The 21,889-nt window shown below is 60.8% G+C and carries 17 protein-coding genes; 9 read left to right on the top strand and 8 right to left on the bottom strand.

Annotation, left to right across the window (positions count from 1 at the left end; translation table 11 throughout):
* Window positions 1–127 precede the first annotated feature (127 nt).
* From Enr13x_RS29000 to Enr13x_RS28985, 4 genes are all read right to left on the bottom strand, one after another.
* Window positions 128–3,139, bottom strand: coding sequence for a M28 family peptidase (locus Enr13x_RS29000; protein WP_145390339.1), 3,012 nt, complete (start codon window positions 3,137–3,139; stop codon window positions 128–130).
* Between the two features lie 61 nt (window positions 3,140–3,200).
* Window positions 3,201–3,593 (bottom strand): hypothetical protein, encoded by a 393-nt coding sequence (locus Enr13x_RS28995; RefSeq protein WP_145390338.1) that lies wholly within the window; start codon window positions 3,591–3,593, stop codon window positions 3,201–3,203.
* Window positions 3,594–3,792: 199 nt separating this feature from the next.
* A complete protein-coding gene (locus Enr13x_RS28990; RefSeq protein ID WP_315856939.1) occupies window positions 3,793–6,069 on the bottom strand; it encodes a tetratricopeptide repeat protein in 2,277 nt (758 codons plus the stop codon).
* A gap of 171 nt (window positions 6,070–6,240) precedes the next feature.
* On the bottom strand, window positions 6,241–6,924 hold the full coding sequence (locus tag Enr13x_RS28985; protein WP_145390337.1) for a hypothetical protein: 684 nt from the start codon (window positions 6,922–6,924) through the stop codon (window positions 6,241–6,243).
* 298 nt (window positions 6,925–7,222) lie between these two features.
* Between Enr13x_RS28985 and Enr13x_RS28980 the strand changes: the two genes are divergently transcribed.
* Together Enr13x_RS28980 and Enr13x_RS28975 are read left to right on the top strand one after the other, a co-directional pair.
* Window positions 7,223–10,063 (top strand): 2-oxoglutarate dehydrogenase E1 component, encoded by a 2,841-nt coding sequence (locus Enr13x_RS28980; protein WP_145390336.1) that lies wholly within the window; start codon window positions 7,223–7,225, stop codon window positions 10,061–10,063.
* 463 nt (window positions 10,064–10,526) lie between these two features.
* The gene (locus Enr13x_RS28975; RefSeq protein ID WP_231743844.1) at window positions 10,527–11,354 is read left to right on the top strand and encodes a sugar phosphate isomerase/epimerase family protein; all 828 of its coding nucleotides are present in this window, start codon (window positions 10,527–10,529) and stop codon (window positions 11,352–11,354) included.
* A gap of 172 nt (window positions 11,355–11,526) precedes the next feature.
* On the opposite strand, the gene Enr13x_RS28970 is transcribed toward Enr13x_RS28975, so the two are convergent.
* From Enr13x_RS28970 to hisH, 4 genes are all read right to left on the bottom strand, one after another.
* Window positions 11,527–12,360, bottom strand: a complete 834-nt coding sequence (locus tag Enr13x_RS28970) for a hypothetical protein (RefSeq protein ID WP_145390335.1) — start codon at window positions 12,358–12,360, stop codon at window positions 11,527–11,529.
* A gap of 53 nt (window positions 12,361–12,413) precedes the next feature.
* Window positions 12,414–13,016 (bottom strand): CAP domain-containing protein, encoded by a 603-nt coding sequence (locus Enr13x_RS38345; protein ID WP_231743843.1) that lies wholly within the window; start codon window positions 13,014–13,016, stop codon window positions 12,414–12,416.
* Window positions 13,017–13,417: 401 nt separating this feature from the next.
* Window positions 13,418–13,897, bottom strand: a complete 480-nt coding sequence (locus Enr13x_RS28960) for a hypothetical protein (RefSeq protein WP_145390334.1) — start codon at window positions 13,895–13,897, stop codon at window positions 13,418–13,420.
* A gap of 135 nt (window positions 13,898–14,032) precedes the next feature.
* Complete coding sequence (gene hisH, locus Enr13x_RS28955; RefSeq protein WP_145390333.1) at window positions 14,033–14,662, bottom strand: imidazole glycerol phosphate synthase subunit HisH; 630 nt, start codon at window positions 14,660–14,662, stop codon at window positions 14,033–14,035.
* Between the two features lie 310 nt (window positions 14,663–14,972).
* Between hisH and Enr13x_RS28950 the strand changes: the two genes are divergently transcribed.
* The 7 genes from Enr13x_RS28950 to Enr13x_RS28920 all read left to right on the top strand — a co-directional run bounded on the left by Enr13x_RS28950 (window position 14,973) and on the right by Enr13x_RS28920 (window position 21,870).
* The gene (locus Enr13x_RS28950; protein WP_145390332.1) at window positions 14,973–15,323 is read left to right on the top strand and encodes a phosphoribosyl-ATP diphosphatase; all 351 of its coding nucleotides are present in this window, start codon (window positions 14,973–14,975) and stop codon (window positions 15,321–15,323) included.
* A gap of 16 nt (window positions 15,324–15,339) precedes the next feature.
* Window positions 15,340–16,203: an ATP phosphoribosyltransferase gene (gene hisG / locus Enr13x_RS28945; RefSeq protein WP_145390331.1), complete on the top strand. Its 864-nt coding sequence runs from the start codon at window positions 15,340–15,342 to the stop codon at window positions 16,201–16,203.
* A gap of 14 nt (window positions 16,204–16,217) precedes the next feature.
* Window positions 16,218–16,556: a rhodanese-like domain-containing protein gene (locus Enr13x_RS28940; protein WP_145390330.1), complete on the top strand. Its 339-nt coding sequence runs from the start codon at window positions 16,218–16,220 to the stop codon at window positions 16,554–16,556.
* Between the two features lie 167 nt (window positions 16,557–16,723).
* Window positions 16,724–17,791 (top strand): AAA family ATPase, encoded by a 1,068-nt coding sequence (locus Enr13x_RS28935; RefSeq protein WP_145390329.1) that lies wholly within the window; start codon window positions 16,724–16,726, stop codon window positions 17,789–17,791.
* On the top strand, window positions 17,788–19,179 hold the full coding sequence (locus tag Enr13x_RS28930; protein WP_145390328.1) for a DUF58 domain-containing protein: 1,392 nt from the start codon (window positions 17,788–17,790) through the stop codon (window positions 19,177–19,179). The genes Enr13x_RS28935 and Enr13x_RS28930 overlap by 4 nt, the downstream gene beginning before the upstream one ends.
* Window positions 19,169–21,553 (top strand): transglutaminase-like domain-containing protein, encoded by a 2,385-nt coding sequence (locus Enr13x_RS28925; RefSeq protein WP_145390327.1) that lies wholly within the window; start codon window positions 19,169–19,171, stop codon window positions 21,551–21,553. Before Enr13x_RS28930 ends, Enr13x_RS28925 begins: the two co-directional genes overlap by 11 nt.
* On the top strand, window positions 21,550–21,870 hold the full coding sequence (locus tag Enr13x_RS28920) for a DUF167 domain-containing protein (protein ID WP_231743842.1): 321 nt from the start codon (window positions 21,550–21,552) through the stop codon (window positions 21,868–21,870). Before Enr13x_RS28925 ends, Enr13x_RS28920 begins: the two co-directional genes overlap by 4 nt.
* Window positions 21,871–21,889: the final 19 nt, after the last annotated feature.

Below are 21,889 nucleotides of genomic sequence, written 5' to 3'. Positions count from 1 at the left end.
CCCTTTTTCTCGACCCAAGCACCGCTTGCCCACCGAAGAAAAGAGTCCTGACCCCTTTTTCTCGACCGTGACAAGCAAATGACCCCAGATTCCGTTCCCAGGTCATTTTTCTGCCATGGACCGTTTCTCAATCGCGGGAGCTGGGGGTGATCTTCAGCGGTACCTCTTTGTCACCCCGCTTCACGGTGATGCCGACTTCTTCACCGATCTTCAGGGCTTCGATGGCGTAGGTGTAATCGTAGATGTCTTCGATCTTTTTCCCGGCCAGTTCGATGATCACGTCGCCGCCCTGGACGCCCGCTTTGGCCGCCGGGCCGTCGCCGGCGACGCCGCTCAGCTTCAGTCCCTTGATCTTTCCCGCCGCATAGTCGGGCACCGTTCCCAGGTAGGCGGTCAGGCGTGCGCGGGGCACCTCTTCTTGTTGTTTTTCGCCTTCGTCGAGTTTGAATTCGGGGACGTCGGCGTCGGTCAACAGGCCGCGTGTGATCAATGCGAACAGCCGAGCCGTGCCCGCAGCGCCTTCATAGTTCAATTTTTCTTTGGTGTCCCGAGGCGTGTGGTAGTCTTCGTGGGCGCCGGTGAACGCCGACAGGATCGGGACATCGCGGGCGACAAAGGCTGACGCGTCGGTCGGCAGTCGCGTGCTGGTTTTGTCCAGCGCCAGCGACAGCCCGACGGGCACGTTGCGGCGGTTGACCAGGGATTCAAACTTGGGCGACGAACCGATCCCCTGGACGACCAGTTTCTCACGCATCCGTCCCACCATGTCCAAGTTCAGATACGCGGCGATTGCGGTCGTCAGCGGTGCGGCGTTGGTGGTCATCCCGTGAGCCCGCGCCGCACGCTCCGCCTCTTCATCGATTTCGACCTTGGGCGCATCGGGGTAAAGCGTGTGAAACGATTCGATGAAGGCTTGGGAGCCGAACAGTCCCAGCTCTTCGCCGCTCCAACCCGCGACGACCAAGTCCCGTTTGGCGTTCAACCGTCCGGCCCGTTTTTCGTCCGCCAGGTACTGCGCGATCTCCAGCATCGCTGCGACTCCCGAGGCATTGTCATCGGCACCTTGATGGATCAGGTCGCGTTCGTCGTCCTTGGCCAGCGAGTTGCTGCCCGAGCCGCGTCCCAAATGGTCGACGTGGGCGCCGACCATCACAAACGGGTACGTGGGGGAGGTGCTGTCACCGGCGGCCAGGCGGGCGATCACGTTTCGTCCGGTTCCCGTTTTGCGTTCGATTTCGATCGTCGTGGCGACCTTCGCGCCTTCCAGGATATAGCCCATCGCCAGCGACCCGTCGTCGAGTTGGGATTGCTGTTCTTTGAGGTCGCCGTCGGACTCCGAGAGCAATTGGGCGGCCATTTCATTGGTGATCGTGATCGCGGCGATGCTGACGCCGGCCGAGGCGGTGGAGTCAAAACGAATCAGCTCGTTCTGGACTTTGCTGGTCGGGCCGGCCACGAAGATGATGCCTTTGGCGCCCAGGTCACGGGCGAAGGTCGCCTTGCGGCGTGGCGAACTGTAACGCGCCAGTTGTTGCCGTCGCTCGGGGGTGATGTCTTGGGGCAAGTCGCGAAAAACCATTACCCATCGATTGGCCACGTTCAGGTGAACGTAGCTGTCGTATTCCGCCGAATCTTCGCTGGCCGGGACACGCATGCCGTAGCCTGCGAAGACGACTTCGGTGGGTTCGATCTGGCCGTCGGCCGAAAAGGAAAGCGGACGCCAATCTTCGTTCAAGGTGCCGGCCTGGTCACCGATCGTGGTCGTGTTCTTGTCGGTCAACGAACAACCCGCGGGGAACTGGAACTCGTCAAAAAACGTTCCCGATTCGCCGGCCGGAACGAACCCCAAACTTTCCAGGTAAGCGGCGACGTAAGCGGTCGCCCGTCGCTCGCCTTCGGTCCCCGTCAAACGGCCTTCCAATTCGGGGCGCGTCAAGTAATCGACGTGGCGGGCGATGTCCGCGGGGGTGAATTGGGGCGAAGATTCTTCGGCGGCGCTGAGTGCGGCTTGGCGATCAGCGTCTTGTGAGTCGGTCAGCCCGAGTCGTTTGCGGATCTCGGCATCGTTCCAATTGCCGAGGAAAATCTGCGATCGTTTTTCGGCCGTTCGATTGCTGGTCCACGCGATGCGATCGCCGCCGGGTAGGAAGACGGGCAGACCGTCGAATCCATCGGTGTAGGTCACGCGAACCGGTTGACCCTCGCCATCGGCGCGGACGCAGTACAGTTCGAAATTGCCGAAGCCGTGTCGGTTGGTGGTGAAGATCAAGTAGTCGCCGCTGGGATGGTAAAACGGAGCCCAGCTCATCGCACCGATGTCGGTCAAGCGGCGGACGTCGGTGCCGTCGGTTGCCATCGTGTAGATTTCCGCGGTCGTGCCGTCTTCGGAAAATCGTCGCCAGCAGATGCGATTGCCGTCGGGCGAAAAGAACGGCCCGCCGTCGTAGCCATTGACGTCGGTCAATTGGCGGACGTTCGATCCGTCGGCGTCCATGATGTACAAATCGATGAAGTACGACTTGTCGGTCTTGAGCAACTCGGTCTCTCGCGGCGACAGCGATCCAGAGTAAGCCGCCCGGTTGGACGCGAACACGATCTGAGTTCCGTCGGGGCTGTAACTGGCCTCGGCGTCATAGCCGACCGCTTCGGTCAGTCGGTTATAGGAACCGTCATCGAGCCGTTCGTAGAGTTCAAATTCGGGATCGTAGTCCCACGAGTAACGAGGCTGTTTTCCGGTTCGGCGAAGTTCCAGCAACTCGTTCTGTTTGGCGACCGAGGTTTCGTCGTGGTGCGTGCTGGAGAACAGCACCCGATCGCCGTCGGGGTGGATCCAGGCGCAGGTCGTTTTGCCCTGGCCCGGGGAGACCTGTTGCAGGTCGCCCGTTTCGAGGTCCATCAAAAAGATTTGGTAGAACGGATTGGCCGGATCACGTTCGCTTTGAAACACCATCCGTTTGGCGTCGCCGCTGAAATAGCCTTCGCCGGCACGCAGTCCCTCAAACGTGATCTGCCGCGCTTCCGCGATCAGTTCCGCTTCCTTTTCCGGCGACAGATCGGCCGAGGGATCGTCGCCGGGTGGCTGGGCGCTGAGGAAGTTTGCCGCAAAAGTCAGAATCAGAAGTGATGCCGCGTGTCGCATTTTATCTCGATCAAGGGAGGCGATTGCAGGGGAACGGTAGGAACGAAGAGGTTAATCGATATCAAGGTTCGGCCAATCCCTGGGCCCCACGCAATTGGATCAGGTCCTCGCTCCAGCGAAGATACAATTCTCTTCTTTCGTTGGGGTCTTGGAAGACTCGGATGGAGGTTGTTTTGTGGCGAATGTCATCACGGACCAGCCCATAGAGGTCTTCGTAAACCGCTTCAGGATCGGGCCCATCGGTCTCTTCGAATTGCAGTCGTGCGTTTACTTCGAAACGAAAGATTTGCAGCCAGCCGGGGCGTTGGACGGCGACCAAACGCACGTTTTGGAGTTTTGCCGAGTTCCCAAAATAGCCGTTCTTGGTCAGGTGCTTTCGGATTTCGAGTTCCATCTCACGATCGCCGCACCAGTCAGTCCATTTTTGCTGAAGCGATTTCAGGAGTGCGATCATTGGATGCCTCGGTGGGGTGACTGGAATGGTGAGTTTCGGGGGCGGTTGAAGTTCATCTGTCGTTATTCGACCCTCCCCTCGCTGCGCTCGACCCTCCCTGCCAGGGAGGGTTTTAAAACTTGCGAAGACACCAATGCTGGTAGGGGGCTTTAATAAAATCCGCGACGCCCCATCCGAAGAGCCGCTTGCGTCGTCCTGATTATTGCGAGCCGTCCATCTTTTCCTTGAGCAGCTTGACCGCGGTTTGGAATTCGGGGTTGTCCGGTTCCAGCTCGACGGCTTTCTCGAGTTGCGAAAGTGCGGCGTCGAGTTGGCCGTCCAGGTACAGTAGCAAACCGTAGCGATATTGGATGCCGGCGATTTGGGGTGCCAATGCGGCGTCCCGCGCCAGCAGCGGCAGCTCTTGCTTGCGGAGTGTGTTGACTCGTTTGAGCAAGGTCTCTCGCTCGGATTCGGGAACGCTGGGGGCAAGCTGTTCGAGCAGGCTGGCGAGATTGGTCCTCGCACCGACGGCGTTGGGTTCGACGCGAATCGCCGTCTGGTAGGCCTCGATTGCTTCGCCGTAGCGTCCCAGTTGTTCGCAGATTCCTGCCCAGCCCATGTGTGCCCCGGCGCGGTCCGAGGCGACCATGAACTCCTCGTGGACTTCATTCAATACGGATTCCAATTGAGTCCGTTCCGATGGCGAGAGTTGGCCGAACGCGGGGGATCCCAGCAGCGCTCGGGCGGCCGAGGTTCGCACCAGACGCGAGTCGTCACCCAGCAGTTTCATCAGGCTGCTTTTGCCGGTGGAAGGACCGGCCATCGCCAGCACCGAGGCGGCGGTTGAGCGGACCAACGGGTGCTGGTCGGTTTGATCGGCCAGTTCGGCGGCGACACGTGGCACCGCGCGGACGCCTTGTCTGGCGAGTTCCTCCAGCAGCGTGGCTTTGGCGATCGCGGGGACACGTTCGTCGTTGATCGCCAGCATTTCGATCGCTTTCCGGGCGGCACTCGGATCGCCGCGACGCAGCGGCACGAGTGCTTCGGCGAAGTGCGTCGGTCGCTTCCTTTGTTCGCCGTACCATTGTTCGCACGCGTCATCACACCACTGGTCGGTTTGCCGCATCAACTCCGCCAGGGTTTCGCCGTCGGTTCCGATCGGTTGTTCGCCGTCTTGCTCGGCGGCCAACAGCCATTGCGAGTATTCCTTGGACTGGAACGTGTCGCGATGCTCGGCGGCGATTTGCGGCAGCCGATCCTTGACGTGGCAGTGGCTGCAGGCGTTAGGGGTTCCCAGTTTGACCGACAGATCCGGGCGCGGGATCCGCAAGCTGTGGTCCCGCCGCGGGTCGACTTCCATGTAGGTGGTGTGGGGCATGTGACAGTTCACGCACATGGCGCCTTCGGTGCCGGGGGCATGATGGTGGTGGGCCGGGACATCGTATTTGCCGGCGGCGTGCTGATGGCAATTGGTGCACGTCTCGTTGCCGGAGAACTTTAATTTCAGCGAGTGGGGATCGTGGCAATCGGTGCAACGGATGTCCTTGTGGTACATCTTGCTTTGGATGAACGATCCATAGACGTAGACTTCGTCTTTGATTTGCCCGTCACCGTGGTACGTTGCCTGGCCAAGTGTTTCCAAGCGATAGTGGTCATGGTAATCGGGGCCGGCGGTGAAGCGTTCATTCATCACGCCGCGCCGGCTGTGGCAGGGCGCGCAGGTTTGCAACTGGGGCTCGGGGTCGGACCCTTTCAATTTGGCCAGCCCATAGCCGTAGCGTCGATCCCAGAACAACGATTTCTTGTTCGCCAGTTCGACGTGCAGCGACGCCGGGCCGTGACAGGCTTCGCAACTGACATCGATTTCGGAGAACGTCGTGTGGTAGGTGACCGACTCGGGGTCGAAGTTGCGTTTCAGGTTGGTCGAGTGGCAATCGGCGCACATCGTTTGCCAACGCTGTGCGATCCCGGTCCAGTGCAGCGGGTCGTCGGCGGCCAGTTTGTCCGCGACGTCCGGCGGGCGGAGGTAGAACCAGTTGTGGTTGTGTGAGTCCCAGCTGATGCGGAGGACTTGCAAGCGAGCGACGTCGCAGGATTCCATTTCTTCGCTGCGGTCAAATTCGACCATGTACTGTTGCAGCGGGTAGACGCCGAAAACGTATTTGACTTCGAAGTCCTGCATCGTGCCGTCTTCGCCTTCGGTGTGAACCATGAAGCGTTTGCCGTCGCGAAACAGTCGATTGACCAATCCGTCGTGCTCGAAGGTGACATCGTTGAAATCGCCGAGCACGGTTTCATCGGTCGCCAAGTCCATGGCTTTGTCGTGGTCGGAACCGGTGAAGTCCTCGGTTTGTTGTCGGTGGCATTCGATGCAGGCGTCGCGGCCGACGTAGCCAAGCACGACGCCTTCGGGTTCGGCCGACCAGTAATCGGCCAGCACGCCGCCGGCGATCAGCACTGCCAGGGCAAAGATGGGGATCGACCAACGCCGCAACAACCCGCGTCGGGGCTGGGGTTCGTCGGCGAGGGCCGCGTCCGAGTTTGCCGGCGTAGCCGGTTGCGTTGGCGTAGCCGGCTTCGTTGGCGTAGCCGGTTTCGTTGGCGTAGCCGGTTTCGTTGGCGAGGGTTTCGATGTTGGGCGTCGGCGGTCGGACAAGATGTGCGGCTAGGGGGTGAGTCGAGGAGGGGGGCGAAGGGTGTTGGGGGACGCCGGCGACGGATCGCCGGGGAGTCCGCCGGATGTCCGCGCCCGCTGATCCGGTCGGGGCTGGTGGGGGTGATCGGAACCGGCAGGATCTTGCAGCAATCGAACCGCTTCCTGGTGCATCTGATTGACCAAGTACGTCTGATTTTCGCTCTTGGGTTCGATTTTGTCGAGCAAGCGAGCCGATTTCAGAAGCATTTCGGCGGCCCGCCGTCTGCGGCGGGCGGATTGTGTTCCCGGCGAGGCTTGGTCGGGACTCAGCGAAGGGGGCTGCAAGGCGTCGGATTTTTGGGGGGCGAGTTTGGGATCGAGCGAAGACCCGTCCAGCACACTGCCGGTGGTCCGCAGCAGTTCCTGCAAGTCAGCGGGTAACAGGGGGGCGGCATCGCGATCGCCTTGCAGTGCCCGAGACAGCGCCTCGCGGGCGGCCGGGTTATCCTGCGGTTGGGCGTCTCGCGGCAAGGGGACGTCGGGAAGCGGGAGGATGTGTTTGGGTGGCTGGGCGGCAAGCGAGCCGGCAAACGGGAACGCCAGCAGGCTGGTCAGCAGGCCGGCAAGCGGGACGCAGTGCAACAGGAAGTGGTGCAGCAGGAACTCGCCCGAAGCGCGAGACCGGAGAGCGGGGCGCGCTGGCAACGTGGTCATCGTCAAATCCATTGGTGGTGAGAGGTCGTCCGGCCGGGCAGGATAGCCTGTGACGCGGTTGCGGGCCAACAACAATTTGGTCCCAAGAAGGCCCCCAATCTGACGAATGTTTTTTTGAAAATCGTTCTGGCTTTGGCAGAGCGAGGGTGGCGGTTGATCGTCCAAAATCTAGACTGTGTTGAGGATGATGGTGGAATCTCGGCGACGGTTCAGCAATGCGATGAACCCGCTTCGGCCGCCCACCAATAAACGCTTGAACGCTTCCAACAGACCAGGCCCGTGATCGGCATCGGTTGATATGAATAGCTTTAGCTTGGACTACATCGACGATTTGTACGTCCAATATATTCAGGATCCTGAGAGTGTCTCGGAGACCTGGCGGCAGTATTTTGAGCAGTTCATGGTGAGCTCTCCCGCAACGGCAAGGAAACGCAACGCCGGCGTTTCACAAAGCCGTCGCGCGTCTGTGTCGAAATCCGCTGCCGCCGGCAGGTCCGGCGGAAACGGTTCCGCCCTGGCCGTCGCCGAGCGCCGGGGGTCCACCGGCGACGAGGCGACCGACCAGGCGCTGTGGATGTCGCGGATGCAAGACCGCGTCAATCAGTTGGTCCGCGAGTATCGCGTCCGCGGACACCTCAAGGCGCAGCTCGATCCGTTGGGCATCGACCGTGGCGACCGGCCGGAGTTGACCCCCCAACGCTATGGCCTCAGCGAAACCGACATGCAACGCCGCCTGGATTCTTCGGCGGTCGAGCACGTCAAGGGCGATACGCTTGACGTCATTTTGACGAAGCTGCGCAACACCTACTGTCGGTCCATCGGCGCGCAGTTCATGCACATCGACGATCGCAACATTCGCGATTGGTTGCAGCAGCGGATGGAGAGCACCGAGAATCGGTTGGACCTGCCCCACGAGACCCAACGACGGATCTATGCGCGGCTGGCCGATGCTTCGATCTTTGAAGAATTTGTCCGCCGCAAGTTTGTCGGCGCGAAAACGTTTTCGCTCGAAGGTGCCGAGACCCTGATCCCGCTGATCGACTTGGCGCTGGAGAAGGCGGGCGAGCACGGGGTGCAGGAAGTCGTCATGGGGATGGCCCACCGCGGCCGTTTGAACGTGATGGCCAACATCCTGAAAAAACGGGCGATGAACATTTTCTGGTCGTTCGATGATCCCAATCCGGAACTCAGCCGCGGCGGCGGCGATGTCCGCTATCACTTGGGATACAGCAGCGACTGGAAAACCGCGCGGGGGGATCATCTCCATATCTCGTTGTGCTTCAACCCCAGCCACCTGGAATACGTCAACACGGTGGCGATGGGACGCACGCGTTGCAAGCAGGATCATCGGGGGGATGGCGACCGCCGGCAGGTGATGAACGTGCTGATCCACGGCGATGCCGCGTTCGCCGGCGAAGGGGTCGTTCAAGAAACGTTGAACCTGAGCCAGTTAGACGGCTACCGAGTCGGCGGGACGCTGCACATCATCATCAACAACCAGGTCGGGTTCACGACCGAGCCGGAGCAAGGCCGCAGCACCACCTACGCGACCGACGTCGCGAAGATGCTGCAAATCCCGATCTTTCACGTCAACGGCGAGGATCCCGAGGCGGTCGCGCAAGTCGTCGCCCTGGCGATGGATTTTCGCAACGAATTCCAACGCGACGTCGTCATCGATCTGTACGCGTTTCGTCGTTGGGGGCACAACGAAGGCGACGAGCCGCGGTTCACGCAGCCGCGGATGTATGCCGAAATCGATCGTCGAGCCGGCGTCCGCGAACAGTACCTCAATCGACTCAAAGCACTCGGCAAAATTTCCGAAGAGGAAGCCGAGGAAATTCAGAAGGAACGAACCGAGAAGTTGGAGTCGGAATTCGACGCCAGCAAGCATCACCAATTCGTCCCCGACACGCAGACGCTCGCCGCCGGTTGGAGTGATTACTTCGGTGGCCCCGAGCCGATGGAACCGACCGACACGACGTTTGACGAAACCACGCTGGGCGAACTGGTCGATGCGTCGACCCGATTGCCCGAAGGGTTCGCGCAGCACAAGAAACTGAAGCGGTTGATCGCCAACCGTCGTGGGATGGCATCGGGCGAAAAACCGTTCGATTGGGCGACCGCGGAACTGGCCGCCTTCGCGACACTGCTGTCAAACGGGCATTCGATCCGGTTGACCGGCCAAGATTGCCAACGTGGGACGTTCAGCCAACGTCACGCCGTCCAGCATGACGTCAAGTCCGGCCAGACCTACATGCCGCTGGAGCACCTGGCCACCAACCGGGCCCGCGTCGAACTGCACAATAGCCCGCTCAGCGAAGCCGGTGTGCTCGGATTCGAATGGGGCTATTCGCTCGACGCGCCCGACAGTTTGGTGTTGTGGGAAGCCCAGTTCGGTGATTTTTGGAACTGCGCACAAGTCATCGTCGATCAGTTCATCGCCAGTGCCGAAGACAAATGGAATCGTCTGAGCGGTCTGGTGATGTTGCTGCCGCACGGGTTCGAGGGGCAAGGCCCCGAACACTGCAGCGCCCGGGTGGAACGGTTCTTGGCCATGACCGCCGAACACAACATTCAAGTCTGCCAGCCGACCACACCGGCACAGTACTTTCACCTGCTGCGTCGTCAAGTGATTCGCAAGTGGCGAAAACCACTGATCGTGCTGACGCCCAAAAGCCTGCTCCGGCACCCCGAAGTGGTCAGCGATCGCAAGGAACTCGCCGAGGGAACGTTTGAGCGAATCCTGATCGACAAGGACGTCGACATGACCAAGGTCCGTCGTGTCATGCTGTGCACCGGAAAGATTTACTACGACCTGAAAAAGAGTCGCCAAGAGCGCGAACTCGATGATGTGGCGTTGATTCGCCTGGAACAGCTGTATCCGCTCGAAAGCGATGAACTGATCGCGGCCCTGGATGGGGTGCCCCGCAATGCCGAACTGTTCTTCGTCCAAGACGAACCGCGGAACATGGGGACGTGGCCATATCTGAAGCTGAACTTCGGCGATGATTTCAACAGCGCCGGCTGGACACTGATTCCCATCACGCGCGCCGAGTCGGCCAGCCCCAGCACGGGAAGCATGGCGGCGCACTTGATGGAACAAAAGGAATTGATCGAAGCCGCCTTTGCGGGACTGTAGTCGCAGCCGCGTTTGTTAGCGGCAGGGCGCGAGCCCTCCGGCGTTTTTCTTGTTCCCAGGCTCCGCCTGGGAACACACTGCCATGGAGGCTCTCGCCTCCTACCGGTGAACCGCATGTGGCGAGCGGTCACACCGGCCTTGCGTCCCCAGGCGGAGCCCTACGCCGTGAACGATTTTTCAGCGACAGGACGCAAGCCCCATGCCATCTACTTTGGCTCTAAAGGTGTTAGCGGAACGGCGCGAGCCGTCCGGTCGAGCTTCAAATCACCGTGAAAGACCGGAGGGCTCGCGCCCTGCCGCTACAACCGAGTACAACACAGAACGAGTTGCAGGCGACAAAAACCTTTTGCCCAAAAAGTGTTTTGCCATCAAACAGTTCGCGCATCGATGGTTCAGGGGATGCAGTACAATCCAGCCCGGGCGCCACGTTGACGCTTGGGGCTCACCGATCGAAATTTTCTCCATGGCCGAAGCACGGATGAACACGCTTTCTGTTAGCCAGCTCTCAACACTGCGTTGGGATCTGGAGTCGGACGTCAACGCCTATGCCCAACGCGGGTTTGGTGGCATCGGACTGTATCGTCCCAAGGTCGAAGATTACGGTGTCGAGCGAACGATCGAATTGCTCGAAGAACATTCGATGGTGGCGACATCGCTGTCTTGGGGCGGCGGGTTCACCGGCAGCGACGGACGACCGTTTGAAGATGCCGTTTCGGATGCGGTCAGCGCCGTGATCCAAGCCGCGCGGTTGCGCGCCGGCACGTTGATCGTGTTGGCCGGTGGCAAGAACAATCACATCAAAACACATCTTCGCCGGACGCTTTGCCAAGCACTCGTTCGCGTCGCCGCGGTCGCGTCGGAACACGGGATCAAATTGGCGCTGGAACCGTTTCACCCCGGGTGTGGTGACGAATGGTCCTTCGTCCATGATCTGCAATCAACGCTGGATATCATCGAACGCGTTGATAACCCGTCCCTCGGCATGGTGCTGGATACCTACCACGTCGGCATGGATCGTGACGCGATGCGTTGGCTGCCCGATGTGGCGCGCCACCTGCATCTGGTTCAACTCGGTGACGGACGGCATTGCCCCCACGGCGAGATGAATCGTTGTCTGCTCGGTGACGGCTGCGTGCCCTTGCCCGAACTGATCGAAGTGCTGCACGAAAACGGGTACTGCGGGTCCTGGGAGGTGGAGTTGATCGGAGAAGACGTCGAATCGATCAGCTACGATCATCTGCTCGATCACACCAAACGCTATCTCGATCAAACGCTCGGTCAGTTGTGCTGAGATCGTGAAGGGCGTGAGCGGCGAGACCGGACGGCTCGCGCCCGACGCCACTTACTTTGGCTCTGAAGGTGTTAGCGGAACGGCGCGAGCCGTCCGGTCGCGCTTCAAAAGCACCGTGAAAGACCGGAGGGCTCGCGCCCTACCGCTAACAAATGCTTCACCGCGTTGACCACTAGGGCGCCGGCTGGTCGCCCGTCGCGGTCAAACCCGACATCCAATCGCTGGCGGAAAACCGCAGCTCATCGCGTTTCTTGTCGATCGCCTTGTTCAGCTTGGCGTGAAGCTTTTTGTTGATGTCGTCGATCAGGATTTCGTTGACAATCTTTTCGACGATCTCGCCCCACGTTTCCGCCACTTCACCGCCGACTTTACTGATCCGGTCGACGTGCAAGGCAGCCAGATGCAACGACGCCGAGGTCACCGTGGGGTCGATCACGATCGCCGGTGGAAGCACCGAGTAATCCGGATAGCTGCTCAGCCGGCCGTGCACGGTCAGTCGAATTTCCATGTGCCCGCTGACTTCGACGCTGTACCACTGGACGCCCAGATTCCAACGCTCGATGCGAGCGGTAAAGTCCAGCGGCGTCGCCAAGTCACATTCGATCATCCAGCCGGCGCGCTCCGCGGAGTCGCCGCTGGAATGGGTGACGTTGCGCACCGTCGCGAGGATGGGACGAGGCGCCGATGCCTGGCCGGGGAACTGCACGTGGTAGCGCGTTTGCAACCCGTGACGGACGTCGCGCCAGCGGCGATGCGTGGAAAGCTTCAAACCGTCGCGGCGGAATCGCACCCCCGCCCAGATCTTTTTCGTCTTTTCCCAGTTCTTCTTGCCGTCGTACCGGTGCGGCGTCTTGCCGATCGCCAAGTCCACGAGCGACTGGACCGTCGCTCGGGCTTCATCGGAGGTCATCATCGAGCCGACTCCGTTCGGCCCGTTGTCCGATCGCTGGTTGTCCGACAGCTGAGCTTGCGCCTGAACACCTTGTGGAGCGACAAGCAGCAGCATGACGGTTGCTAGCATACAGCCGACCGCGCGGCGGCTTCGTCGACTGAATGCGTCTAGCGATAGACCACTGCGAAGTAAACGCCGTCGCGACCGGTGACCATGGCGGCGCCGGCGGCGGTCATTCTTGGATCGCTGGTGTAGCACGCGGAGACCCCACGAGGCGAAAAGGAGCTGGACCAGCCGACGCCTTCGTAGCGGCCGGGGGCAAACGATCCCGGCGGATGCGACTTCAGACCCATGCTGGCCATCTGTTGTGCGCGACGTTCGGCAACCGATTGCAGTGTTGCGTCATATCGCAGGGTCCGCAGTCCTTGTCGAGAGCGCTGGTTGTTCAGCATGCTCAAAACGTTCTGAACGCCTCCGCTGGCTTTCTGGTACGCGACTTGGGCAACCGATCGGACCGGGGTCGCTGCTGCGGCCTTGGGCGCCGAGGTGGTGGTGGTGGTGGTCGCCTGCGGGGTCGCGTGGATCCGCCCGCATTTCGGGCAGACGTAACTCGACGCGGTGGTCACCGCGCCCGATGCGGATGGGGCCGTTGTGGAGGGCGCCGTCGATTGGGCGGTCGCCTGAGCACCAGACAGGCTGGTCATCAGAACGGGGCACAGAAACGCCAAAATGGCGTGAACGCTAAAACGAGAAATTGCGGATGAACGCACGTTGGTTTTCTCCCACGAAAAGGACTCTTCTAGTGCTCCGCCACCGTTGAGAAGGAGGGTTCTTGTGCCGACCGGCACTCTCGTCGAGTACCGCTACCCCAAGACCCACGCAGTGGCAAAACGCTAGTCGTGGCGGCCGACATCTGGCCGCCACGAGTGAATTGGCCGCAAAGCTTCTCGATCGTTCGAGATTGCGGAAGGGGCAGGGTGGGGAGAATGCGAAAGTTTTGCGGCCTGCGTTTCTTTGGCACGCCCGTAATCGAATCGCACCAAGGGCTTGCGGCGACGAGCGGTCCCGGCAAAAAATTTTGGCAGACTGTCAGGCCAGGAGGAATGCGTTAAATAGGAGGTTCTGTGCAGCGGCTGCCGCACCGCATCGATGTGGCGGAGCCGGCACCGATTCACTCCGACCGGCAGCGAACGGTGTAGCACCAGCGATACGTGCCGCCACCGGAGGAGGCGCCGTCGGGTTGGATTCGCTTGGACGCGTCGTCGGCCGCAACCAGCGAAGCGGCCGCCGGATCGATCTCGATCGCGGCCGAGTCCTGGTAGGTCGTTCCGAGTTGCGCGGGCGTTTCTTTCGCGCGGCAGGCCCAATCGAAACGGAATCCGTCCGCCGTCGGCTCGACACTCAAGCTCCAGTGGCTCGTGCCTGCACATCCGACACCGAGGGCGACGTCGTGTCCGTCGATCGATTCGATCGACAGCTGTTGGATCGGCGGCGATTCCGGCCAAGCCTGTTCGCCGCAGCCGTTGCGGCAGGCGAGCTGCCGGCCGTCGAAATCGATCGTGTGATCGAAGCGGTCGTGGGCCCAGACAAAGTGGACGCTGCCGAGGCCCTGCGGGTGTGACAGCGAGAGCGGCGCGGTGGAGGTGGACACGATGGGCTCGGCTTGTGCTTCGTCAGCTTGAAATTGTTGGGCTACGTTTGTCGAGCGGAAAAGGGGGGCAGGTACCAAAAACCAAATGGCCCGCAGGGTGCTTCGCATTTTTGGTACCTGACCCCTTTTCCGAGGCTAGGTGTGGGGCTGGGTGCGGCCGGCAAGTTGGTGGAACGATCGCAGCAGTTGCAGCCCGTTCGCCTGGCTTTTTTCGGGGTGAAACTGCGTCGCGAACAAGTTCTCGCGTGACACCATCGCACAAAACTCGTGTCCGTAATCACAGGCCAGCGCCATCAGCGACGGGTCTTCCGGGCGGACGTAATACGAGTGGACGAAGTAAAAGTGGGTTGCGTCGGCCAGATCGTTCAGCAGCGCCGATTCAGACGTCTTGCGGACGGTATTCCAGCCCATGTGTGGGACTTTGAAGCTGTCGGGCAGGTCAAAGCGAACGACGTCGCCGGGCAGAATGCCGAGCCCACGGTGCGTTCCGTGCTCGTAACTTTGTTCGAACAGCAACTGCAACCCCAGGCAGATCCCCAGGAAGGGACGCCCGGTCTGGACAAAATCGTGAATCGGTTGGGCCAGGTCGCGTCGGTTGATTTCGGCCATCGCATCCCCGAACGCCCCGACACCGGGCAGGATCAATTGTTCCGCGGTGGCGATCTCGTGCGGATCGGACGAAAAGACAGCTTGGCCGCCGACCCGCTCGATCGCTTTTTGGACACTCCGCAAATTCCCCATTTGGTAGTCGACGATCGTGATCATGGCAAAAAACGACGGGTTTGGGCTGAGACAGCGCAGTGGAAACGGCGCAGTGGAATGGCAACCGAAGCGACACACTAATGGGAATCGCGTTCGCTGCAAATCCCCACCGCATCACGTGAAAACGCGGCGTTGCGGTAAAACGCGGCGTTGTGGTCTCCCAGGCCCCGCCGCAAGGGTGCCGGTGCTGCTCTCAATTGGTGGCGGAGTGGACGTCGGCAAACGTCTGATCTACGATCCCCGCTCCGACGGTCGGGATTTTTCTGCCGGGAATTGTTGGCACTCCATCCGCTTCACGAAACCATTGTTTTCGATGTCTGACTCGCTCCTGCCGCTGCGGCGACTGATGCAAACCTTGACCGAGCGAGCCCAGACGCGTCCGGAGGGGTCCTACACGACGAAGTTGATGGAGGCCGGAACCGCCAAGATCGGCGAGAAAATCTTGGAAGAGGCGCGCGAATTGATTGAGGCGGCCGACGAACCGGGCGAGGGCGGCCGCGAGCACTTCATCTATGAGGCCGGGGATCTGATTTATCACACCCTGGTGATGTTAGCCTATCGCGGTGTCGATCTGGACGAGGTCGCCGCGGAACTGGGGCGTCGCGAAGGGACGTCCGGACTGGTCGAAAAAGCCAATCGAAGCCAAACGAAAACAGACGAATAGACGCAAGCGATCCACCATGGGACAACTGAGTAACAATTTGAGAATCGGGCTTCCCAGCAAGGGACGACTGAGTGAGTTGTCCGGCGAACTGCTGCTGCAAGCCGGGCTCAATTTTCGCCGCCAGAACCGCGGTCTGTTCGCCAAGGTCAAGGGGCTGCCGATCGATTTGGTCTTCTTGCGGACCGATGACATCCCGACCCTGGTGGCCGAGGGCGCCATCGACATGGGATTCACCGGCAGCGATTTGGTGGAAGAAGCCAATGCCAACGTGACGACCCGGATGCGATTGGGCGTCGGCCGCTGCCGTCTGGCGATTTGCATTCCCGATGACAGCACGATCCGATCGGCCAACGAGCTTGACGGAAAACGCATCGCGACCAGTTTTCCCCACATCACCAAAGCCTACTTGGGACAACACAATGCGCTGGCGCACATGGTTTCGCTCTCCGGCAGCGTCGAAGTGATGATCCAATTGGGGGTGGCCGACGCGATCGTGGATCTGGTGGAAACCGGCAGCACGTTGGCGGCCAACCGATTGCGAATCCTGGAAGAAATCGGTTCCTACGAAACGATTTTGATTCAGAACGATGCCTGTCGCGATTCGGAGATGGCCGATCGTGTGGTGCGACGGTTGGAAGGCGTGGTGATCGCGCGCGATTACTCGCTGCTGGAATACAACATTCCGACCGCCAAGCTGGGCGAAGCGGAGAAGATCACGCCGGGATTCAATTCGCCAACCATCGGAACGCTCGAAGATGAAGCCTGGCGGAGCGTCCGCGTGATGGTGCGGAGCAGCGAGGTGATCGATGTGATGGAAAAACTCGAACGACTCGGCGCCTCGGCAATCTTCCAAACCACCATCTCCAACTGTCGCCTTTAGCGGCCCTTAAATTCATGTCTGACGACTATCCGATCGAAATTGATGTTCAAACCGTCAAAGCACTCCAGGATTCGGACGAATCCTTTCTGTTGCTCGATGTGCGACAAGACGAAGAGTATGCGACCGCAAAGATCGACGGCAGCGTGCTGATTCCGATGGGGGAGCTGGGCCAACGCCTGGATGAATTGGAGCCGCACAAGGATCAACGGATCGTGGTGCATTGCCACCACGGCGGGCGGAGCATGCAGGTGACCGAGGCCTTGCGGTCGCGTGGTTTTGACAAAACCCAAAACATGGCCGGCGGGATCGACGCCTGGAGCCTGCAGGTCGACAGCGCGGTTCCGCGTTATTAAACCGGCGCCGATGGCGGCGGAGTGGTGCGGGTCAGGGTACATTAGAGCAATGGGTTGTTGATGCCCTATTGTGTGAAGGCGGTTCCGTCGCGTTCCCGACTGCGGGAGATGGCGATCCACTGCTGACGACTCTTCTCAGATGATTTCGGCAATTGCTGGAGGCCCGCATGTTCACCCACGGAAACGAATCGCGACAGTCAGAAAACGACGCCGAGTCGTCTCCCGATGTCCCGGCGATCGACCAGCGGGAACGGCGTGATTCCCCCTCTCCGGTCGGCCGGCCGCCAACCGATCCCGAGGTCGCCCGGGCGCTGTTGGAAAACATCGAGACGGTCCGGACGCAATTGCAGAGCGTGATCCGCGGCAAAGCGGACGTCATCGATTCGGTGTTGACGTGCATCTTGGCCGAGGGATCGGTGCTGGTCGAGGATGTGCCGGGAGTCGGCAAGACCACGCTGGCCAAATCCATCGCGGCCCTGATCGACCTGGATTTCCAGCGGATCCAGTGCACGCCCGACCTGCTGCCATCGGACATCTTGGGCAGCGCCATCTTCCAGCCGGCCAGCGGCGAGTTTCACTTTCGTCGCGGCCCGATTTTTTGCAACCTGTTGATCGCCGACGAAATCAACCGCGCCTCGCCGCGAACCCAGAGCGCCCTGTTGGAGGCGATGGCCGAGTCTCAGGTGACGATCGATTCGACGCTGTATCGGTTGGAAAAACCGTTTATCGTCATCGCGACTCAAAACCCGGTCGGTTTCGAGGGCACCTATCCCCTGCCGGAATCGCAACTGGATCGTTTCCTGTTCCGATTGTCGATGGATTACCCCGATCAAGAAAGCGAAATCGATTTGTTGCTCGATCAAGCATCGCACGATCCATCGAGCGAGCTGACGCCGGTGATGCATCGAGACGACCTGGCGACGCTGCAGCGATTTGTTCGCGAAGTCACGGTGGATCGAAAGGTGGTTCGCTATCTGGTGGCGCTGGTCAACGCGACCCGTCAGGACACACGGTTGCGGGTCGGTTGCAGTCCCCGGGGATCGAAGATGTTATTGCGCGCGGCCCAGGCTCGGGCGGTGCTGGACCAGCGGGATTACGTGTTGCCCGACGACATACAAGAAGTCGCGGTCGCCGTGCTCGCCCACCGGGTCTCGATGCGATCGATGTCCACGTCGTGGAATGACGCGGCGTCCGTGATCGACGAACTGATGCGGCAAACGGAGGTGGTGGTGTGAGTGTGGAGGTGTCGGTCGATCCGTCTGCCGCCCCAAGCCAGCAACGTGGCGGCCAGAATCTTGGCAGCCGTGAACGGGGCAACCGCTTCGGCGTCGCGGTGGGGTGGAACTGGAGGCGGGTGGCGGGGCGCGTGTTGCAGGGTTTGGCGCGCCTTCTGACCGCTCCGATTCGAGCTTATTTGTCGCTTCGCCGTAGCATGACCGTCGCCTCGGTGTCGGTGTTGTTGGCGTTGTTCATGACGCTCAACGTGATCTGGGGTTTTCCCTGGAACGGCATGATGGGTGCCGCCGTGGGGCTGCTGGCGGTCGGATTCGCCATCAATCGAATCATGTGTCCGCGTTTGAAACTGAGCGTTTCGCTGCCCCGATCCGCCGTCGCCGGACACCCGTTCTCGGTCAACGTTCGGCTGACCAATGCCAGGATGTTGCCGGCGTTGAATCTACGTGTGGGCTGGCACCGTGAAGGGGTCCGCGACATCTACCCTCGGCGCAGCGTGACGGCATGGGACGCCTCACCGTCGGTGTCGCTGGACCTGTTGCGCAGCGGCGACCAGATGCAATGGCACGGGGCGATGCGATTTGACGGTCGAGGCCTTCACGAGTTGCCCGACTTTCAAGTCGCATCCACCTTTCCGTTTTACTTGTTTCATTGCCGCCGCGCCATGGCAACCGATACCCAGATCGCGATCACGCCGGCGCCGGCCTGCGACGACGACGATTCGACGACACGTGCGTTGCTCGCCGCGATCGGCGACTGGGCACATCAGCTCGTCGCCGGAGCCCCGGTGGAGTACGTCGGGAACCGGGAGTATGAAGTCGGTGTCCCGGTGCGGCGTTGGGACTTTGCCTCCTGGGCGCGGCTGGGGCGTCCGATCGTTCGCGAGTATCAATCGCCGTCCATCCAGGCTGTGACGCTGATCGTCGACACGTCGCAGCGGCCGGTCGATGATCGTTCCGCCTCACGCGCCCAGCTGAAGCAGCGGACGCGCGAGGCGGAGGAATGGTTCGAACGATTGATGTCGGTCACCGCGACCGCGATCGCCGAGATCACCAGTCGACGGGTGCAGCTGAATCTTTGTTTGACCCATGAGCCGATCGTCGAACTGCCCACGCGCTCGCTGACCCAGCCGACCGACGGAGTCGAGTTGATGCTCGTCCGCCTGGCGGCTGCCACGCCGGTCGATCCACTCACGGGACAAGAACGTCTGGGCGAGGCGATCCAAACGCTCGGGACGCAACCGACGTTGATTTTTTCGATGCTGGATCTCGGCGATCCGGAGCGTGTCGGATTGGCCGGCACGCTGCCCGGTCATGTGACCTACATGCCGATCCGACCCCCAAAACACGAGGGCCGCGGCGCGGGTTCGGGAGACACGGATGATCGATAAACCGATCCATCGACGCAGTTCGCTGGTCGCCGCCGATCAAGGGAACGAATCGCCGGCAACGTTTTGGTTGTTGCCGGGGGTGTTGCTGATCCAGGCGATCTTTGTGGGGTCGGCGTTCGAAACCAAAGCGATGACGTTGGGCGCGTTTGCGTTCGCATTGCTCGTGGTCGGTTTTTTTCTCCAGGGAATCGGGCAGCGCGCTGCCGCTCGGGCCAAGCCCTTGTCACCGAACCGTTCGCCGAAACATACATCGGGGCCGTCTCAATCGGTCGCGCCGGCAATTTCATCCGACTCACGCCACAAGGATCACGCCGGGGCGACTTCCGGCAGCGATCATTTGATGTTGCTGCGCAAATTTGCGATGTTGCCGGTCCTGCTGCTCGTCAGCGGACTGGGCGTGTCCCTGCGAATCGTGCACCACATGTCGGGCAATCTGAATCCGGTCGCGATGGTTGTCGATTCCTCGTCGCACGTCGCATTTTTGGTGATTGCGACGCTATGGGTTTTCTACCCACGTCGCGGGCATCCGGCCATGTTGGGCTTTGGCCTGTTACTGGTCCTGACGACCGTGACCGGCGGTGGTGTCAGCCAAACGATCACCGGCCAATTGGTCGCCGCGCTGGCGACGGTGATCGCATTTGCGTTTGCCGCCGACCACATTCTGCGGCGTTGGCAGCGTGATGGATCAGCGGGCCGGCGCAAGTTGCCGCCGCAAAGACCCTTTCCCAAGCCGACACCCCTGCCCCGATCCACGGTCTCGATCTCAAGCCATTCCGATCAGGCGACCGCCGGCCGCAGCACGCTGATCTATTCGGTGTTGGCACTCTCGGTGTTGCTGATGTCCACCAGCGCCGCCGGGCATTTGGTCAACCGGATCGTGCCGGGGTTGCAGTTGGATTTTTTCGATCGCCTCTCTCAATCGCTCGAAGCGGTGACGGCCAACTCCATCATCGGCGGTTCCCGCTATGTCAGGGGCAGCAAATTGGGGTCCGTCCGGAATCACATGATCGGAGATCCGGGCGAACCCGCCGTCCGCGCTTTCGCGGTCACCGCGCCCGGATATCTGCGTGGCACCGTGTTTGATTTTTATCGCGATGGCCGGTGGTCTTTGGCGTCCCATCGAAATTTCAGACGCGGTTCCGAGATCGCGTCGATTTTGCCGCGCGCGGCCAAGGTCGATGGTCCGGGTGAAACGGAACTGGTCGTCAGCAGAGGTGTCCGCTTGGATCGTTTTCACGTGCGAAAGAACTGGACGGAAGCAGACGCGGACGAAAACCTGTTGGGGACGATCGAAGTCCACAACGTGCCGCTGAAAGGCCAGGTTGTTTTTACAGCACTCTCGACGGATTGGATCGAAGCGGCAACGTCCGGCGCCATGCTCTCGCATCATGACATGGTGATCAACGGCGTGGACTCTCGACAGCCCTATGTGTTGGGGGTCAGCACCGATGCGCCGCGTGAAGCACTAGACCCGTTGCGCGGAGCCATCCTGCTCGACGTGCCGAACCAATTGCGGAGGCCCATCGGTGCGGTCACGCAATCGGTCTGTGACGGACGATTGACCGCCCGATCCAAAGCGCGTGCCATCGAAGACTACTTCCAGGCCAACTTCCGCTATTCCCTCAGTGGTGTCACGACACCCACAGATCTTGATCCGATCGAACACTTCTTGAGTACTCGGCACCCGGCGCACTGCGAGTTTTTTGCCAGCGCCGCCGCCATCATGCTGCGGACCGAAGGCGTCCCGACGCGCTACGTGACCGGGTACGTCGTGACCGAACGGAGCGAGGGCGACGACTATTGGCTGGCGAGGAATCGCGACGCCCACGCTTGGGTCGAAGCCTACGATGAAATCAGCCAGCAATGGTTTCCCGTCGAGGCTACGGTCGGGCGGACGTACCGAACCTTGCTGACCGAAGAAAGTTTGATGAGCACGACCGACGGTGCCCAAGACGGTTTCTTGGCCGGCGAGGAGGACCAATCACTGTTTGGGATGATCGTGGGTCGGCTGTTGTCGTTCCGCGCGACCGATTCGTTGACCTTTCTGTTTCGCATCGCCCAGTTGCCACTGTTTTGCATCGTCGTGGCACTGCTCTGGATTCGTCACCGGCAAAAACAGAAGGCCGGCAGCGATCCGATGGAATTCGAAAGTCGACAAATGCTGCATCGGGTGGATCGAAAGCTACGCAAACATGCCCTGATTCGTGATCGATCCGAAACCCTGCATCAGTTCGCCGCCAGGGTCGAAGCGGTTGCCGGCGAGCGGCGCGAAGCGGCGAGTTTTTTGACCACTGCTGCTCAGTGGTATCGAGCCTACGCCGCGGCTCGCTACCGCGGCAGAATGCCAACCCCCATGGATGTGGTGGGCCGGTGAACGAGCGGTTGGATTACAAACAGATCGATGCGGAGACGTTGCGGTTCCGCGTTCGCGTCACCCCGGGGGCCAAGAAGGCCGGCGTCGGCGGCAGCCACGACGGGGCGCTGAAGGTTGCCGTTCACCAGGCACCCGAAAACGGGAAAGCCAACCAGGCGGTCGTCAAAGCGATCGCCAAGCAACTCGGGATCAGCAAAAGCCGAGTCGTGATCGTGGCCGGAGAGACCGTGCGGGTGAAATCGATCGAGGTCAGCGGATCGGCCGCGGCCGAGGCGATCGAGCGTTTGACGGCCTTGGCATCGTCGCCTCTTCGATGACACTCTCTGACCGCAGAGC

The sequence above is a fragment of the Stieleria neptunia genome (assembly GCF_007754155.1).
Classification (GTDB): domain Bacteria; phylum Planctomycetota; class Planctomycetia; order Pirellulales; family Pirellulaceae; genus Stieleria; species Stieleria neptunia.
Note: the sequence above shows the minus strand (reverse complement) of the source record. Positions and strands in the feature narration are given on the sequence as shown.

Coding starts and splice junctions, on each gene's coding strand:
- Enr13x_RS29000 (WP_145390339.1), bottom strand. CDS start 3,139: ATGCGACACGCGGCATCACTTCTGATTCTGACTTTTGCGGCAAACTTC.
- Enr13x_RS28950 (WP_145390332.1), top strand. CDS start 14,973: ATGTCTGACTCGCTCCTGCCGCTGCGGCGACTGATGCAAACCTTGACC.
- Enr13x_RS28970 (WP_145390335.1), bottom strand. CDS start 12,360: ATGCTGCTGCTTGTCGCTCCACAAGGTGTTCAGGCGCAAGCTCAGCTG.
- Enr13x_RS28980 (WP_145390336.1), top strand. CDS start 7,223: ATGAATAGCTTTAGCTTGGACTACATCGACGATTTGTACGTCCAATAT.
- Enr13x_RS28925 (WP_145390327.1), top strand. CDS start 19,169: ATGATCGATAAACCGATCCATCGACGCAGTTCGCTGGTCGCCGCCGAT.
- Enr13x_RS28940 (WP_145390330.1), top strand. CDS start 16,218: ATGTCTGACGACTATCCGATCGAAATTGATGTTCAAACCGTCAAAGCA.
- hisG (WP_145390331.1), top strand. CDS start 15,340: ATGGGACAACTGAGTAACAATTTGAGAATCGGGCTTCCCAGCAAGGGA.
- Enr13x_RS28935 (WP_145390329.1), top strand. CDS start 16,724: ATGTTCACCCACGGAAACGAATCGCGACAGTCAGAAAACGACGCCGAG.
- Enr13x_RS28995 (WP_145390338.1), bottom strand. CDS start 3,593: ATGATCGCACTCCTGAAATCGCTTCAGCAAAAATGGACTGACTGGTGC.
- Enr13x_RS28985 (WP_145390337.1), bottom strand. CDS start 6,924: ATGACCACGTTGCCAGCGCGCCCCGCTCTCCGGTCTCGCGCTTCGGGC.
- hisH (WP_145390333.1), bottom strand. CDS start 14,662: ATGATCACGATCGTCGACTACCAAATGGGGAATTTGCGGAGTGTCCAA.
- Enr13x_RS28975 (WP_231743844.1), top strand. CDS start 10,527: ATGGCCGAAGCACGGATGAACACGCTTTCTGTTAGCCAGCTCTCAACA.